16 protein-coding genes are annotated in these 15,058 nt (G+C 33.8%); 12 read left to right on the top strand and 4 right to left on the bottom strand.

Going from position 1 to position 15,058, the window contains the following annotated elements; translation table 11 throughout:
• Nucleotides 1-11: 11 nt before the first annotated feature.
• Nucleotides 12-446 carry a hypothetical protein gene (locus VQL36_RS15550; RefSeq protein ID WP_349250198.1) on the bottom strand — a complete coding sequence of 145 codons (435 nt, stop codon included), beginning with the start codon at nucleotides 444-446 and terminating at the stop codon, nucleotides 12-14.
• A 172-nt stretch (nucleotides 447-618) separates the two neighbouring features.
• Here VQL36_RS15550 and VQL36_RS15545 point away from each other — a divergent pair, with 172 nt between their 5' ends.
• The 8 genes from VQL36_RS15545 (at nucleotide 619) to yajC (ending at nucleotide 8,371) form a co-directional block, all read left to right on the top strand.
• Nucleotides 619-1,290 (top strand): MgtC/SapB family protein, encoded by a 672-nt coding sequence (locus tag VQL36_RS15545; protein WP_349250197.1) that lies wholly within the window; start codon nucleotides 619-621, stop codon nucleotides 1,288-1,290.
• 148 nt (nucleotides 1,291-1,438) lie between these two features.
• Nucleotides 1,439-1,951: a crossover junction endodeoxyribonuclease RuvC gene (gene ruvC, locus VQL36_RS15540; protein WP_349250196.1), complete on the top strand. Its 513-nt coding sequence runs from the start codon at nucleotides 1,439-1,441 to the stop codon at nucleotides 1,949-1,951.
• Nucleotides 1,952-1,956: 5 nt separating this feature from the next.
• Entirely contained in the window at nucleotides 1,957-2,577 is a 621-nt protein-coding gene (ruvA, locus tag VQL36_RS15535; protein ID WP_349250195.1) for a Holliday junction branch migration protein RuvA, read from the top strand.
• 11 nt (nucleotides 2,578-2,588) lie between these two features.
• Nucleotides 2,589-3,599, top strand: a complete 1,011-nt coding sequence (gene ruvB / locus VQL36_RS15530; RefSeq protein ID WP_349250194.1) for a Holliday junction branch migration DNA helicase RuvB — start codon at nucleotides 2,589-2,591, stop codon at nucleotides 3,597-3,599.
• A 174-nt stretch (nucleotides 3,600-3,773) separates the two neighbouring features.
• Nucleotides 3,774-5,855 (top strand): SpoIID/LytB domain-containing protein, encoded by a 2,082-nt coding sequence (locus VQL36_RS15525; RefSeq protein ID WP_349250193.1) that lies wholly within the window; start codon nucleotides 3,774-3,776, stop codon nucleotides 5,853-5,855.
• Nucleotides 5,856-5,860: 5 nt separating this feature from the next.
• Entirely contained in the window at nucleotides 5,861-6,901 is a 1,041-nt protein-coding gene (gene queA / locus VQL36_RS15520; protein WP_349250192.1) for a tRNA preQ1(34) S-adenosylmethionine ribosyltransferase-isomerase QueA, read from the top strand.
• A 25-nt stretch (nucleotides 6,902-6,926) separates the two neighbouring features.
• Nucleotides 6,927-8,060 (top strand): tRNA guanosine(34) transglycosylase Tgt, encoded by a 1,134-nt coding sequence (tgt, locus tag VQL36_RS15515; protein ID WP_349250191.1) that lies wholly within the window; start codon nucleotides 6,927-6,929, stop codon nucleotides 8,058-8,060.
• A 14-nt stretch (nucleotides 8,061-8,074) separates the two neighbouring features.
• The gene (gene yajC / locus VQL36_RS15510; protein WP_349250190.1) at nucleotides 8,075-8,371 is read left to right on the top strand and encodes a preprotein translocase subunit YajC; all 297 of its coding nucleotides are present in this window, start codon (nucleotides 8,075-8,077) and stop codon (nucleotides 8,369-8,371) included.
• Between the two features lie 103 nt (nucleotides 8,372-8,474).
• Here yajC and VQL36_RS15505 read toward each other — a convergent pair whose 3' ends face one another.
• Together VQL36_RS15505 and VQL36_RS15500 are read right to left on the bottom strand one after the other, a co-directional pair.
• On the bottom strand, nucleotides 8,475-9,317 hold the full coding sequence (locus VQL36_RS15505) for a phosphatase PAP2 family protein (RefSeq protein WP_349250189.1): 843 nt from the start codon (nucleotides 9,315-9,317) through the stop codon (nucleotides 8,475-8,477).
• Between the two features lie 79 nt (nucleotides 9,318-9,396).
• Complete coding sequence (locus tag VQL36_RS15500) at nucleotides 9,397-9,780, bottom strand: TIGR04086 family membrane protein (protein ID WP_349250188.1); 384 nt, start codon at nucleotides 9,778-9,780, stop codon at nucleotides 9,397-9,399.
• Between the two features lie 254 nt (nucleotides 9,781-10,034).
• Between VQL36_RS15500 and VQL36_RS15495 the strand changes: the two genes are divergently transcribed.
• On the top strand, nucleotides 10,035-10,715 hold the full coding sequence (locus VQL36_RS15495; protein ID WP_413789578.1) for a DUF421 domain-containing protein: 681 nt from the start codon (nucleotides 10,035-10,037) through the stop codon (nucleotides 10,713-10,715).
• A gap of 6 nt (nucleotides 10,716-10,721) precedes the next feature.
• On the opposite strand, the gene spoVB is transcribed toward VQL36_RS15495, so the two are convergent.
• Nucleotides 10,722-12,296, bottom strand: a complete 1,575-nt coding sequence (spoVB, locus tag VQL36_RS15490) for a stage V sporulation protein B (protein ID WP_349250187.1) — start codon at nucleotides 12,294-12,296, stop codon at nucleotides 10,722-10,724.
• Nucleotides 12,297-12,331: 35 nt separating this feature from the next.
• Between spoVB and VQL36_RS15485 the strand changes: the two genes are divergently transcribed.
• From VQL36_RS15485 to secF, 3 genes are all read left to right on the top strand, one after another.
• Nucleotides 12,332-12,781, top strand: a complete 450-nt coding sequence (locus VQL36_RS15485) for a post-transcriptional regulator (protein WP_349250186.1) — start codon at nucleotides 12,332-12,334, stop codon at nucleotides 12,779-12,781.
• 139 nt (nucleotides 12,782-12,920) lie between these two features.
• Nucleotides 12,921-14,144, top strand: a complete 1,224-nt coding sequence (gene secD, locus VQL36_RS15480) for a protein translocase subunit SecD (RefSeq protein ID WP_349251192.1) — start codon at nucleotides 12,921-12,923, stop codon at nucleotides 14,142-14,144.
• A complete protein-coding gene (gene secF, locus VQL36_RS15475; protein ID WP_349250185.1) occupies nucleotides 14,134-15,042 on the top strand; it encodes a protein translocase subunit SecF in 909 nt (302 codons plus the stop codon). The genes secD and secF overlap by 11 nt, the downstream gene beginning before the upstream one ends.
• The last annotated feature ends 16 nt before the right edge of the window (nucleotides 15,043-15,058 follow it).

Below are 15,058 nucleotides of genomic sequence, written 5' to 3'. Positions count from 1 at the left end.
ATTGTTTGTTGTTAGTTATCTGCAATGACTTCTCCACCACAAGATGGACAAGTTAATTTTGTTGTGTCTGCATTTAAATCTGAAATAAAGTATGAAAATTCACATTGCTTACAATCTACTTTTAATAAGCGATCGATTAGCAGTTTTTTTGATTTTGAACCTGGTATAGATGTCTCAATAATTTCGATATGTTCATCATTTACTGAATCATCTTCTTCTAGCAACTTTCCTTTTGTGTCTTCTTCAGTACGCCAATCACTTCCCACAATATGTTGTTCTAACATGCTATGTGATGTGTTATTCATCATTTTTTTTGCAAGGCTAATCAGTTGTTCATTTGTTAAAGAATCAAACGCTAAGTCACTATTTTGTTTATTCCAATATCCTTTGAGATGGTCTTCAGTAAAAACTAATTTGACCACCTTATGAATCACAACATTTTTCATCTGTTCTCCCCCTTTTTCATGATTCTCTAAAGAATATTATATGTGTTTTTAGAATGATTCTCAAATGAATTAAAAAATTAAATGATAATTCAATGTCCTTACCATATAATATACTTAATCTAAACCATTTTGTATTATATCATTCCTGCATAGATAGGGAGAAGTGATGAAAATGATGGAAATTTGGTTGAAGCTCGGATTAGCATCCGCAATGGGATTTATGATCGGGATTGAACGTGAGATTAGGAGAAAGCCACTTGGACTAAAAACTTGTTTTGTTTTAGCAGTGAGCAGTTGTTTATTAACAATAGTTTCCATTGAATCTGCATATCAGTTTGACAAGCCAGATCGAATTATGATGGATCCCATGCGTTTAGCAGCACAAATTGTAACTGGAGTTGGATTTATTGGAGCTGGGGTTATATTACGACGAAGTAATGATGTGATAAGCGGATTAACAACAGCTGCTATGTTATGGGGAGCATCTGGATTAGGTATTGCAGTAGGAGCTGGGTTTTATATTGAAAGTTTAATAGGTGTTGCATTTATTTTATTTGGGGTTGAAATTGTTCCTCTTCTTTTAAAATGGATTGGTCCTAAAACACTTAGACTTAAAGAAAAGAAATTGAAGATTTTTCTTAATAACAATGAAAACATGACAGAAATTATAAAAGAAATCAACGCAAAAAAAATAAATATTAAAAACGTAGTTGTGAAAGATTTAAAAGATGAAAAATATCTTATGGATCTACGTATTATGGTGGATGAAAAACATTATACAACAGATGTTTATTATGATATTCACAGTATAAAAGGGGTCGTGAATGTTGAAATAGAAGGATAGTGAACTCGTTTAATCAAACAAATTAAGAAAAGAAGAAAAGAGAGTGTCACTATAATAGAAGTCTGTTATAATAATATCGATACATATGTTCGCTAAAATACATATATATAGCAATGATTTTTTTAAATTAAGGACAGGGGAGAAAAGGTTGCGAATTTTAGGAATTGATCCGGGTTATGCCATCGTAGGATTTGGTTTTGTGGATAAAGTTGGCAGCAAGCTAGTGCCAGTTCAATATGGATGTATTCAAACAAAAGCCCACACCGATCCATCCATTCGCTTAATGGACATCTATGATTCAATGATTCAATTAATTGATAAATATAAACCAGATGCAGCTGCAATTGAGCAATTATATTTTAATCGTAATGTAACTACTGCGATTGCAGTAGGTCAAGCTCGTGGAGTTTTAATGTTAGCATGTAAACAAAAGGGGCTGGAAATTGGAGAGTATACTCCATTGCAGATCAAGCAAGCCATTGTTGGTTATGGAAAGGCAGAAAAAAAGCAAGTACAAGATATGGTGAAAATGTTTTTGAGCTTGTCAGAAATACCAAAACCAGATGATGTTGCTGATGCATTAGCTATTGCTATATGTCACGCTCATTCATCCACTTTGCAAAACAAATTACAAAATAATATAACAAGAAGAGGAATGTAATTATAATGTTAGATTTTTTAAGAGGAACTGTTGCACACATGCAAACGGATTACATCGTGTTGGATGTAAATGGTGTTGGATATAGAGTCTTTTGCTCAAATCCATATGTTTTTCATGTTGATAAAGAGGTTCAAATATTTATACATCAGCATGTTAGAGAAGATGCTATTTTATTGTATGGATTTAAAACAAGAGAGGAACAAACCTTATTTAGAAGATTGATTGATGTTTCTGGAATAGGACCACGTGTTGCAGTAGGTATTCTTTCTGGAGCTACTCCTCAAAATATTATTAGTTCCATTCAGCAAGAAAACATTACTTTTCTAACCAAACTTCCTGGTATAGGTAAGAAAACAGCTCAAAGAGTTATTCTTGATTTGAAGGATAAATTAGATCATATTGTGTCTACTGATTCAACACATGACCATATTGCAGTAGTTTCGTCAGATCAAAGTGATGTTTCTATGCCTACACCATGGGTGGAAGCAAAAGAAGCTTTAATTGGTTTAGGTTATTCAGAAAAAGAAGTAGATCAAGTTTGGGAAGTAATACGAACTAAAGTTGATCAAAACGATACAGTGGAAACGATTATGAAAAAGGCATTACAATCCTTGTTTGAGGGTTAAGGAGGAGAAACATGGATGATGATCGCATCATATCAGCTAATTTAATGATGGAGGATCAAGAAGCTGAATTAAGTTTAAGACCTCGATTTTTAGCTGAATATATTGGACAAGAAAATATCAAGGAAAATTTGAAAATATATATTGAAGCAGCAAAATTACGCAAAGAAGCACTTGATCATGTATTACTGTACGGCCCTCCTGGTTTAGGAAAAACAACACTCTCCAACATTATTGCCAATGAATTAGGAGTTAATATCCGTGTAACATCTGGTCCAGCTATTGATAGACCTGGAGATTTAGCAGCTATATTAACAAATTTACAAGAAGGGGATGTGCTCTTTATTGATGAAGTTCATCGCCTAAACAGACAGGTGGAGGAAGTATTATATCCAGCTATGGAGGATTTTGCATTGGATATTATTATAGGAAAGGGTCCTAGTGCTCGTTCCGTTCGTTTAGATTTACCCCCGTTCACATTAATTGGAGCCACTACAAGAGCTGGTTTATTATCTTCTCCATTACGAGATCGATTTGGTGTGATGTGTCGATTGGAGTTTTATACAATAGATGAATTGAGTTATATTGTTACAAGAGCTTCTGAAATATTAGAAGTTGAAATTATTGGAGAAGCGGCGTCTGAGATTGCAAGACGTTCAAGAGGCACACCACGTATTGCCAATCGTTTATTAAAAAGAGTTCGTGATTTTGCTCAAGTTAAGGGAGACGGAATCATTACTATAGAGATAGCACAAACAGCACTTAAAAACATTCAAGTTGATGATTTAGGTTTGGATCATATTGATCATAAAATTCTAAATACGATTATTAAAAATTTTGCTGGCGGTCCGGTTGGGTTAGAAACGATAGCTGCAACTATAGGAGAAGAAGGTCAAACGATTGATGACGTTTATGAACCTTATCTATTGCAAATCGGATTTTTACAGCGAACTCCTCGTGGAAGAGTAGTCACACCACTTGCATACAAACATTTGGGAATTGCTATACCAGGAGGAGAACAATAGAAAATTCAACGAAAATGATCTAAATAAAAAGTAAATAAGGCCCACATGGAATTGGGAGCTTATTCCTTATTTTTTTGGTTTGCATATGAAACTTTTAATAATAAGGTGAGTCTATATTAATAGAATAGTTAACTTTACTAAAATATTAACATTTACAGGGGGATCGTATATTTTATGTCGCTTATTCGAACAGGGAAGGGAATAAAGTTAGGACTTGTTTTCGTTATGTTTTTTTCAATGATATTATTCCAATTTTCAGGAAAAACGTATGCAGCAAAAAGTTTAGAAGATATCCGCGTGGCTTTGATGATTCAATCATTACATACTAAATCAAGTGCAACATTAGTTGCAAATGGTGGATTAGAGATTGGGATAAGGGAGTCTTCTGGAATAAAAAAATGGGTTTCAGAGGATGGTTCTGAAAAAACAAAAGTTAGTTTAGATCAGTATATGCTTAAAATAATAGAAACTAGTGATTTTAATCAAGCGACCTCATTAAGTGAAAAAGTAGAAGGTAGCAGTGCGTTTATTTTTAAGTCGAATAGAGATGGAAAACCAATGTACCAAGTGTATGCGGGTACCTATGCTAGTATAAGTGAAGCTAAAAATATCAAATCTTCCTTAGAAAAATCTTTAAATCAGTCTGATATTGTGATCACTGGTCCAAACTATTTGAGTGCAGCTTCATACGATAGTAAAAAAGATGCTGAAAACCTTATTTCTGATTTATCTGGAGTAGGAATAGACAGCTATTTGGTATATCAGGAAAATAATAAAGGCGATTTAATGTATTCAGTATGGGTAGGAGGAGTAGCAAATCAAAGTGATTTAAACGATATAAGGAATAAGATCACAAGCTCGTTCCCTGGATTAGAATTAAAGTCGGTAGAAGCTGATTTCCCATATTTAGTCGTTAGAAACGGATTATCTTCAAATGACAAAAGTTCAACAATTCCACATTATTTCCTTAATGTAAATGGACAAAAACTCTGGATTTCATCAGACTCATCAGATATAAAAATAGAAGAAAAATACAATCGATCTTATAGAGGGAATATAGAGATTACACAGTATAAGGATCGTTTAGCTGTTATTAATGAACTTCCTTTTGAACAATATTTATATAGTGTTGTGAGTACGGAAATGGGCTCAGAATGGCCATCTGAAGCTTTAAAAGCACAGGCTATTGCAGCGCGCACTTATGCGTTACAGCTAGGAATGAAATATCAAATTGCTCATATTTCAGATACTACATTTGATCAAGCTTATAAAGGATCTACTGTAGAAAATGCTCATGTAACAAATGCGGTTAAGGATACAGAAGGAATGGTTTTAAAAGGGTCTAATGGAGATTTGATTATGCCCTTTTATTATTCCAATGCAGGTGGTTTAACAGCAGCTCCTTCAGAAATATGGGATTCCCCAATTGATTATGTCCAGAGTGTACCAAGTCCAGATGATATTGCAGAAGAAGGGCTTCTATTGTGGGATCATGTTATCTTAGCCAATGGGACGATTGGGTACATTCGAACGGACTTTACATCTAATACGAGCAAAAAGAATGCGGGTGGTTTTCCAATTGTTAAAGTCACGGATAATCAAATTAATGTTAGACAGGCCCCGTTTGTAAATAATGAAATCAATGCTCCTATTGCAAAAGTGAGAGCTGGGGATCAATTAATTTTACTTGATCAAGTAATAGAGTCTAATTCATATAGATGGATAACCAAACCTTATTCTGCCGATGAATTACTTGAAAGTATAAACAAAACTTCCAACAATGTTATCACTGGAGAGTTAGAATCATTGGAAATTACAGATCGAGGACCTTCAGGGAGAGTTCTTGAAATAGAAGCAAATGGAACAGTAATAGAAGTAAGTTATCCAGATCGTTATCGCACAGCCTTAAATAGTATAAGAAGCACTAGATTTGAAATTGATCAAACGAACAATTATACTGTATTAGGTGCGGATGGCAATACATTAGAGTTTCCTGATTCTGATGAAAGATTACATGTGATAGATTCGGGATCAACTTCTGAAAAAGCTCATTCAGAATTTATTGTATTAAACGGGGAAAATCATATTCGTGTGCTTACAGAAGAACCACAGTTTCGTATAATTGGTTACGGATACGGTCATGGTTTAGGCATGTCCCAATGGGGTGCTAGACAGCTAGCTGAATTTGTAGGGTATGATTACAAAGAAATTCTGAAATACTACTATAAGGATGTTAACATCGAAAAGGTTGATTAATAAACATGAATGTAAATTTATATAATTTTGATTTACCAGAACATTTAATTGCTCAAACACCACTAGAGAATCGTACTGAATCTCGTTTATTAGCATTAGATAAAACATCAGGGAATGTAGAACACAAACAGTTTGAAGATTTAATTGATTTTTTACGCCCTAATGATACACTTGTGCTGAACAATACGAAGGTGATTCCTGCTAGGCTCTTTGGAATTAAAAAACACACAGGTGCAAAAGCAGAAGTTTTATTGTTGAAAAATTTAGCAAATGATCGTTGGGAAGCACTAGTTAAACCTGCAAAAAGATTAAAAAAGGGATCAATTATTGAATTTGGCACATTGAGAAATCCTCTTTTAACTGCTGAAGTAGAAGCAGAGAGCGAAATGGGTCAGAGAGTTTTAAAATTTACTTATGAAGGCATATTTCCAGAACTTTTAGATCAATTAGGCCATATGCCCCTGCCGCCATACATAAAGGAACAATTAGAAGATAAGGATCGTTATCAGACAGTGTTTGCCAAAGAAGAAGGTTCTGCAGCTGCCCCAACAGCAGGGTTACATTTTACAGAGTCTTATTTAAACAAAATTAGAGATAAAGGTGTAACCATTACTTATGTTACATTACATGTCGGTCTTGGAACCTTCAGACCCGTTTCTGTAGAGGATATCGATGATCATAAAATGCATTCTGAGTATTATGAAATAAATGATGAATGTGCCAAAACTTTAAATGAGTCTGTTAATAGTGGAGGAAGGATTATAGCTGTCGGAACTACCGTGGTTAGAACGTTAGAAACTGCAGCCATTCATCAAAAAATTGGAGAGTTTAAAGCGTGTAACGGCTGGACTGATATTTTTATTTACCCTGGTTATGAGTTGAAGTTAGTTAATGCTTTGTTGACTAACTTTCATTTGCCTAAATCTACATTACTGATGTTGATCAGTGCATTTGCAGGTAGAGAACAAGTGTTGCAAGCATATCAAGAAGCTATCCAAAAAGAATACCGTTTTTTTAGTTTTGGAGATGCCATGTTTATATATTAATAGCAAGAGAGGACTATAGTTAATAATGCCACTAAAATATGAACTTATAAAAACGTGTAAACAATCTGGAGCACGGTTAGGTAAAATCCATACACCACATGGAACAATAGACACACCTATTTTTATGCCGGTAGGTACATTAGCCACCGTAAAAACAATGAGCCCTGAGGAATTGAAACAGATGGAGGCTCAAATTATTTTAAGCAATACGTATCATTTATTTTTAAGACCAGGACACGAAATTGTGAAAGAAGCTGGTGGGTTACATACGTTTATGAATTGGGATCGCCCTATTTTAACAGATAGCGGTGGATTTCAAGTTTTTAGTTTAAGTGAAATGAGAAAAATCACTGAGGAAGGTGTGGAGTTTCGGTCTCATCTTAATGGTGATAAATTGTTCATTTCACCTGAAAAGTCGATTGAAATTCAAAATGCACTTGGAGCTGACATTATCATGGCATTTGATGAATGTCCTCCTTATCCCGCAGATTATGAATATGTAAAAAAGTCTTTAGAACGGACCACCAGATGGGCAGAGCGTTGTATTCAAGCTCATCAAAGAAAAAAGGATCAAGCATTATTTGGAATCGTTCAAGGTGGTATGTACGAAGACTTAAGAAAACAAAGTGCAGAACAGTTGACTTCTTTTGATTTTCTAGGTTATGCTATTGGTGGACTAAGTGTTGGTGAACCAAAACATTTGATGTATGAGGCATTGGAATATACAGTTCCACATCTGCCAACTCAGAAACCTCGTTACTTAATGGGGGTAGGTTCTCCAGATGCTTTATTAGAAGGAACAATTCGAGGGATGGATATGTTTGACTGTGTCTTACCTACAAGAATTGCTCGAAATGGCACTACGATGACTAGTGAAGGCCGATTAGTTATACGTAATGCCAAGTTTGAGAAGGACTTTGGACCACTGGATCCCAATTGTTCTTGTTACACTTGCACTCATTATTCACGTGCATACATACGACATTTGTTAAAAGCAAATGAAATCTTTGGAATTCGTTTGACAACTTATCATAATCTGCACTTTTTAATTGAATTGATGAAAAATGTCAGACAAGCAATATCTGAGGATCGGTTGTTGGATTTCAAAGAGGAATTTTTTGATCAGTATGGCCTACATAATAATGATAAAGGATTTTGAAGGGAGGGTAATATATGTTATTAGCGGAAGCTGGAACAACAGGAGAACCAAGTATGTTAACTACTTTTGTATTACCATTGGTATTAATGTTTGCAGTGTTTTATTTCTTGTTAATTAGACCACAGCAAAAAAAGCAAAAAGCTCGTAACTTAATGTTAGGAGATTTGAAAAAAGGCGATAAGGTCATAACAATTGGTGGAATTCACGGTACAATCTTTGAAATTACTGATGATATGGTAGTTCTTCAAATCAATGATGCTACAAAAATGACATTTGACCGTTCAGCAGTAAATGGTGTGAAAACGGATTAAATGATAAAAATTAAAAAGCAAGGATTCGGATATATTTCCGAGACCTTGCTTTTTTTATACGTCCACCTCTATAGGTGGTATCTTTAAATCAGGTGGAGTAGGCTTACTGCTCAACGGTTTTATCTTGAGTAAACTGCTCAGTTTTACTTTTTCTTAAACTAAATCTTCCATCAGCGATACGCTGTGCGATATAAGATGCAAAAAGTGCAAGTAATACGCCACCAATCATATCCGCTATCCAGTGAATACCTAAATAAAATATAGAGAATATAATAATACCTGCGCTGATAAGAACAATACTCTTCCATCTAATATTGTTTGATTTTAACGCAATTAAACAAAGAGTTACAGATATGGAGGTATGTAAACTAGGGAAACAATTATTTAATCCAGAAAGAGCCCTATATTCAGTTTCAAATGTTGGAAAAACGTCCAGCATTAAAAATTGTACACCTGCAGGTTCATGTGCCCAAACTTCATTAATAGGAAAAAATAAATAAAATGGAATCGCTAATCCGTAGTTAAGCATGATAGCATAACAAAAAGTATAAAACAGTTTATTATCTTTTTCATTTAAATAAACTAAAAAAGAAGCGATGATTAATGAAGTAAACACCACAACATAAAAATATACAACAACGGTAGTAAGTAAATCATTGTGAAAGAAGTTTTGAATCGTATATACTATATTTCCTTCCCATCCATAAAACAGTGGGGTCAGGTCATAATCTAAACTCATATTTTCTTCTATGGTTAATTCTATTTTATTTAAAAACAATATGAAAGCTATAGCGGCAAAATGTAATATCATTTTCCAAGAAGTGAAAAATTGTTTAAATGATTTGAAAGCAGGAGTTAAGGGATTTTTAGGATACAGATATACGAATAATACAATAATAGTTAAAAAGATATATACATAAACTTCAGTCATTGATTCAATAGTCAATATTTCCTCCTCCTTATATGTATATTATAAAAACATAAGCGACTGTTAATTTTATCATAAATAAGGAGGAAGTGAAAGTTTATTTTTTGAAATTAACTCCAAAAATCCCACCAACTGCTCCTAATAGGAAAGATAATGCTATGAACATCATAGATTTTGTAGTTAGTATTAAAGAATCAAATCCTAAAAAGCTGATCATTAAAATTAATATACTATACATAATTCCTAATAAACCACCGTAATACCAACCACGAGTTCCTTTTCCTCTACCAGAAATAAAACCACCTATTAACAGGGATAGACCATGAATGAAATATACATATGTATCTAGTGAACTTTCCTTCATGCTGCTGAATTTAAGAATAATGGATGTGATCAATGTTAAAATTGCCAGTGCCACAAATGCATAAAAAATACCAGAAAGCATTGGGGAAAATGATCTCATTTGCGTTGCTTTATTCAAAATATTTCACCTCCAGAATCGAAACACTTAACACATTTTATGGTCAAGCACATAAAATTAGTACTGATATCAACTGAAAATATTTAAGGGAATGTTTTGGAATAACTGCCAACATTTAAAGAAGGGCTGTCTGTATGACAAAGTTATGAAGCGGCTACAATACCATTGAATTGAATGAACCTTGTTTAAATCCTGAACATAAGGTCCGTGATTCACTTCACTTTTATGGGTTAGTTTTAAAGGGGGCAGGTTCAGTGGATATTTGGGGGATTACAATAAGAACGATCTTAATTTATATAGTTGTTGTCATCGTCATGAGAATCATGGGAAAGAGGGAAATTGGGAAATTATCTGTCATTGACTTAGTTGTTTCCATCATGATTGCTGAAATAGCTGTTATTGTCATCGAAGATACTAACAGACCTATGTTAGAAGGCGTCTTACCTATGATTATTTTATTGATGATTCAAATTATGACAGCTTTTATTAGTTTGAAAAATGAAAAATTAAGGCAATGGTTGGATGGAGTTCCAAGTATCATTATTAAAAATGGAAAATTGAATCGTAAAGAGATGAAAAAACAAAGATATAATCTAGATGATTTATTGTTACAATTGCGTCACAAAAACATAACGGATATGCGTGATGTTGAGTTTGCAATATTAGAGACCAATGGAAATTTAAGTATCATCAAGAAAGATAACCTTGATTCCACCCCAAATCATACAGCTAATTTTAGATATGAAGGATTGCCCTTGCCTTTAATAATGGATGGAAAGGTAAAGGATGATCATCTTGAGAAAATAGATAAAACAAGGTTCTGGCTTAAAAATAAACTACAGGAGCAAGGAGTTTTTGATTTCAAAGATGTCTTTTTTTGCAGTATTAACCATCGTAATGAATTGTATATTGACCGAAAGGAAAAAAATAAATAGTCGTAGTTATTTAGAAAAATATTTGCCAATCCAAGGGATTCTCACTAAATCGTAACGATCTATAAGTTTTAACCAAACGATGACTAACAAATAAGTTGAAATGCTCAATGTACAGGTGAATAAAAATTGGACTAAATTTGATTGAATCCACGATTGCTGCATCATAAATAAAATAATTACACTCATCGCGAAACCACCAATTCCTACTTTTATAAAATCTAAAAATTTCATATAAAATTTTAAATAATTCATTACACTTCTCAAATGAAGCAAGGTAACTAACATGATATTTATACTAATAGCAATAAGTGCTCCTAAAATTCCCATTTCTAATTTAGCAGCCAAGATATATATAAGTGTTAATTTTATTGATGCTCCAATAAAGGTGTTTAATAGTGCAGTTCCAGCCTTGTTTAATGCCTGTAATGTGGCTTGCAACGGTGCTTGAAAATAAATGAATATTGCTGCAGGAGCCATCATTTTAAGCATGGCACCAACCTCATTATTTTCACCGTATAAAAAAGAGCATAACGGATCAGCTAAAAAATACATAATAATGATAAAAGGAGCGCCTGTAACTAGTGCAAGCCTTAACGATTGATGTAATCTTTTATGTATTGTTTTCATGTCACCATTTGCAGCTGCTTCAGAAAGTGAAGGAACAAGAGACACTGAAAGTGAATAGGTTAACGCACTTGGAAGTAACAGGATTGGAATGACCATCCCTTGCAGCATGCCATATTGTGCAGTTGCAACTTTTGTCGCGATACCTGCGATAGCTAAACTTTGGACGATCATTATAGATTCTAAAAAATATGAACCAGAACCTACAAGTTTACTGGCGGTAACAGGTACGGATATACGCATCATTTCTTTTAAATTAGCAAGGTGATCTTTTTGATCTTTACTAAATTTCGTTTTATTATATTCGAAAACTTGGCTCCTCCGATTATGATTATTTTTATATTTGCCAAGTAAAATACACATTCCTGCTATTTCACCGAGTACAACTCCAATCATAGCTGCTGCCGCTGCATATTCGACACCATAGGGTAAAACAATATAAGAAAATAATAACATTGTAACAGAACGAACAATCGTTTCTGTTATAGATGAGACTGCAGTTGGAATCATATTATGTAACCCTTGAAAATATCCGCGAAATACTGCAGAGATGCTAACAAATAGTATAATTGGACTCATCGATAAAAAAGTGTAAAATACCCGTTCATCCGTGAGAAGGTGATTTGTAATCCAAGGTGCCGCAATGAAACAGAATATTGTAAATAATGTACTTAAGGTTGTTGTTAAACAAAGTGAGACGAACAAAATGCTTTTTGAACGATCTCTTTCTCCTTTAGATTCAGATTCTGCCACGAGTTTAGCAATGGCTAAAGGAATACCGCCTGTTACAATCGTGATGATTACAATGAGAAAAGGATATCCCATTTGATATAAACCAATTCCTTCAGCCCCAATAATTCTAGGTAGCATTATTCTTGGAACAAATCCTAATATGCGATTTATCATCCCTGCAGCAAGCAGGATCATTGTCCCTTTAATAAATGATTGCTTAGTCACACTGGATACCTTCTTCCTTATTCATTAATGTAAATTTGGACAAAGTTATATATAATGGATATGCACAACATGTCCTAACTCATGCAGAGAATATGATTTTAAGATTAAAAAGTTTTGTTTGGGAGGATTCAGGTGGGGTTTATCGAAATAATAATTTAAGTTTACAACTGGGGAGGGTGAAGCAAATGGATGGGGAATTATGGGATAATGTAGTTGAAGAGGATTCATGTGATACAAAAAGGGAATACGAGTTAGATGAACAAGAGTTAAGTCGAACTATTGAAGAATTATGTTTAAGTAAAGCAGAAGAATTTAGAATGTTAGGGTATAATCATGTAACAGGTCATGAGATATGGCAATGTATTAGCAAAAAATACCATAAAGATGGAATTCCTAATTTACATAAAATTGTGAATGATATTTTAACATTGAAGGTAACCAATTTTATGAACTGGTTAACCATAAATGCATATAAAGAAGTATGATAGTTAACTCCACCAGAATTGACTCGATAATTTGGGGTAGGTATAATAGGACTACTGAGTTTTGAAGGGAGAAATGGTAGTGGTACATACAAAAAGACTGATTGCATTCTTATTGATTGTAATCGCCACGATTGTGATCATGGTTTGGACGAGCCCGGGTATAGTAAATAATGTTAAACTTGGTTTAGATTTAAAAGGCGGTTTTGAAATATTATACACCGCTGAACCGATTGATGAATCTCAAGTTATGGATCAGGAGTTATTACGTGAAGCAGCTAGAAGCTTGCAACTTCGCGCAGATGCACAAGGGATTAGTGAGCCTGAGATTTATCCTGAAGGGGAAAATCGAATTAGAGTTCGTTTAGCAGGGGTTGAAAACCAAGAAGAAGTAAGGCAGATTATGAAAAAACCTGCAGAATTAACGTTTAGAAGTAATGATGGTTGTGAAGATCCAAACGAATTTTGTAAAATTGAACTTAATGGTAGGGACTTTGTTGAAGGTGCAGCAACAGTTGTATTTGAACAGACAACAAATGAACCGTTAGTAAGCATCGAAGTGAAAGATAAAAATAAATTTAAAGAATTATCAAGAAAGTTATATGAAAATGGTTATGGTACGCCAGGAAATATACTTGCCATTTACTTGGATGAAGAATTGATTTCAGCACCATATGTACAAGGTGTATTTTCTGATGGAACTGCTACAATTAGTGGGCAGGACTCGTTTGAAGAAGCTGAAAAATTAGCAGGCATTATTAACTTAGGTGCGTTGCCAGTGAAGTTAACGGAGAAGTACACACAAAGTGTAGGGGCATCTTTAGGAGAATTATCATTGCAACAAACGATCACAGCAGGAATCATTGGTTTTGTTATGATACTCATATTTATGCTTGGTTTTTATAGATTGCCAGGAATTATAGCATGTATTACATTAACGGTTTATACATGGATGTTATTGCTTGTCTTTTATTGGATGAATGCAACATTAACGTTACCTGGAATTGCTGCATTTGTATTGGGAATTGGTATGGCAGTGGATGCCAATATCATTACATATGAAAGAATTAGAGAAGAAATTAAAAGTGGTAAAAGCATCTTATCATCTTTAAGAGCAGGTTCAAGAAATTCATTACGTACGATAATGGATGCAAACATAACAACGATATTAGCTGGACTAGTTTTATATTATATCGGAACTGGATCGATACAAGGGTTTGCACTAACTCTGATTTTAAGTATTTTGGTTAGTATTATAACGAATGTATTTTTCTCCCGACTGCTTTTACATCTATTAATTCGTGCCAACATTGCTAAAAAGCCGGTTTATTACGGTGTAAAGGAGGCAGATATCAGTGAACTTTAGAGACTTTGATTTTGTAAAGAATCGAAAGAAATTTTTTAGTATTTCTATTATTATTACTTTATTAGGGCTTCTAACTCTTCTTATTTTTAATTTAAATTACGGTGTTGATTTCAAATCAGGTACTACATTAGATGTCCTTTTGGGTGAGAACTCGACTACTAAAGAAAAATCAGTACAGATCATACAATCTGCTGGATTAGAGGCTTCAACAATTACAGTTGGAGGAGACTCGAATAATCGAGTGAATGTCCGTTTTGAGGAAGTATTGAAAGAAAATGAGAGGATTGAAATCATTTCTGGATTTGAAAAAGAATACGGGCAAGTAGACTATGAAGAAAATACAGTGGATGCTGAAATTGCTAGAGAGTTAGGGCTAAAGGCAATTTATGCAGTAGCGATCGCAAGTATTGGAATTATTATTTACGTTAGTATTCGTTTTGAATGGAGGTTTGCACTTACTGCAGTTGTAGCCTTACTTCATGATGCGTTTATTGTCATCAGTATTTTTTCTATTTTTCAATTGGAAGTCAATTTACCTTTTGTTGCTGCAGTTTTGACAATTATTGGTTATTCCATTAATGATACGATTGTTATTTTTGACCGTATTCGTGAAAACTTACAGAAATTTAAAATTAAAAACTTTGATGATTTGTCCAGCATGGTAAACACGAGTATTAGACAAACCTTAACAAGGTCTATTAATACGGCTTTAACGGTTGTGTTTGCAGCTTTTTGTTTATTTGTTTTTGGAAGTGAATCCATTAAATTATTTTCTCTTGCTATGTTAATTGGTTTAATCAGCGGGGCCTATTCCTCTATTTTTATTGCTAGTCAGTTATGGTTAATTTTAAAAAGCAAGTCCCTGAAGAAGAAAAAAACGGAAGCATTGAACTCTTAAGCGTAATTTCAAATGT

This window comes from Chengkuizengella sp. SCS-71B (assembly GCF_040100845.1).
GTDB lineage: Bacteria > Bacillota > Bacilli > Paenibacillales > KCTC-33759 > Chengkuizengella.
The sequence above is the reverse complement of the archived record's forward strand: the minus strand, read 5'-3'. Positions and strand labels throughout refer to the sequence as shown.

Excerpts from the sequence above, each read along its gene's own strand:
- VQL36_RS15550 (WP_349250198.1), bottom strand. The coding sequence starts at position 446 with ATGAAAAATGTTGTGATTCATAAGGTGGTCAAATTAGTTTTTACTGAA.
- VQL36_RS15545 (WP_349250197.1), top strand. The coding sequence starts at position 619 with ATGATGGAAATTTGGTTGAAGCTCGGATTAGCATCCGCAATGGGATTT.
- ruvA (WP_349250195.1), top strand. The coding sequence starts at position 1,957 with ATGTTAGATTTTTTAAGAGGAACTGTTGCACACATGCAAACGGATTAC.
- ruvB (WP_349250194.1), top strand. The coding sequence starts at position 2,589 with ATGGATGATGATCGCATCATATCAGCTAATTTAATGATGGAGGATCAA.
- VQL36_RS15525 (WP_349250193.1), top strand. The coding sequence starts at position 3,774 with ATGTCGCTTATTCGAACAGGGAAGGGAATAAAGTTAGGACTTGTTTTC.
- queA (WP_349250192.1), top strand. The coding sequence starts at position 5,861 with ATGAATGTAAATTTATATAATTTTGATTTACCAGAACATTTAATTGCT.
- tgt (WP_349250191.1), top strand. The coding sequence starts at position 6,927 with ATGCCACTAAAATATGAACTTATAAAAACGTGTAAACAATCTGGAGCA.
- yajC (WP_349250190.1), top strand. The coding sequence starts at position 8,075 with ATGTTATTAGCGGAAGCTGGAACAACAGGAGAACCAAGTATGTTAACT.
- secD (WP_349251192.1), top strand. The coding sequence starts at position 12,921 with ATGGTTTGGACGAGCCCGGGTATAGTAAATAATGTTAAACTTGGTTTA.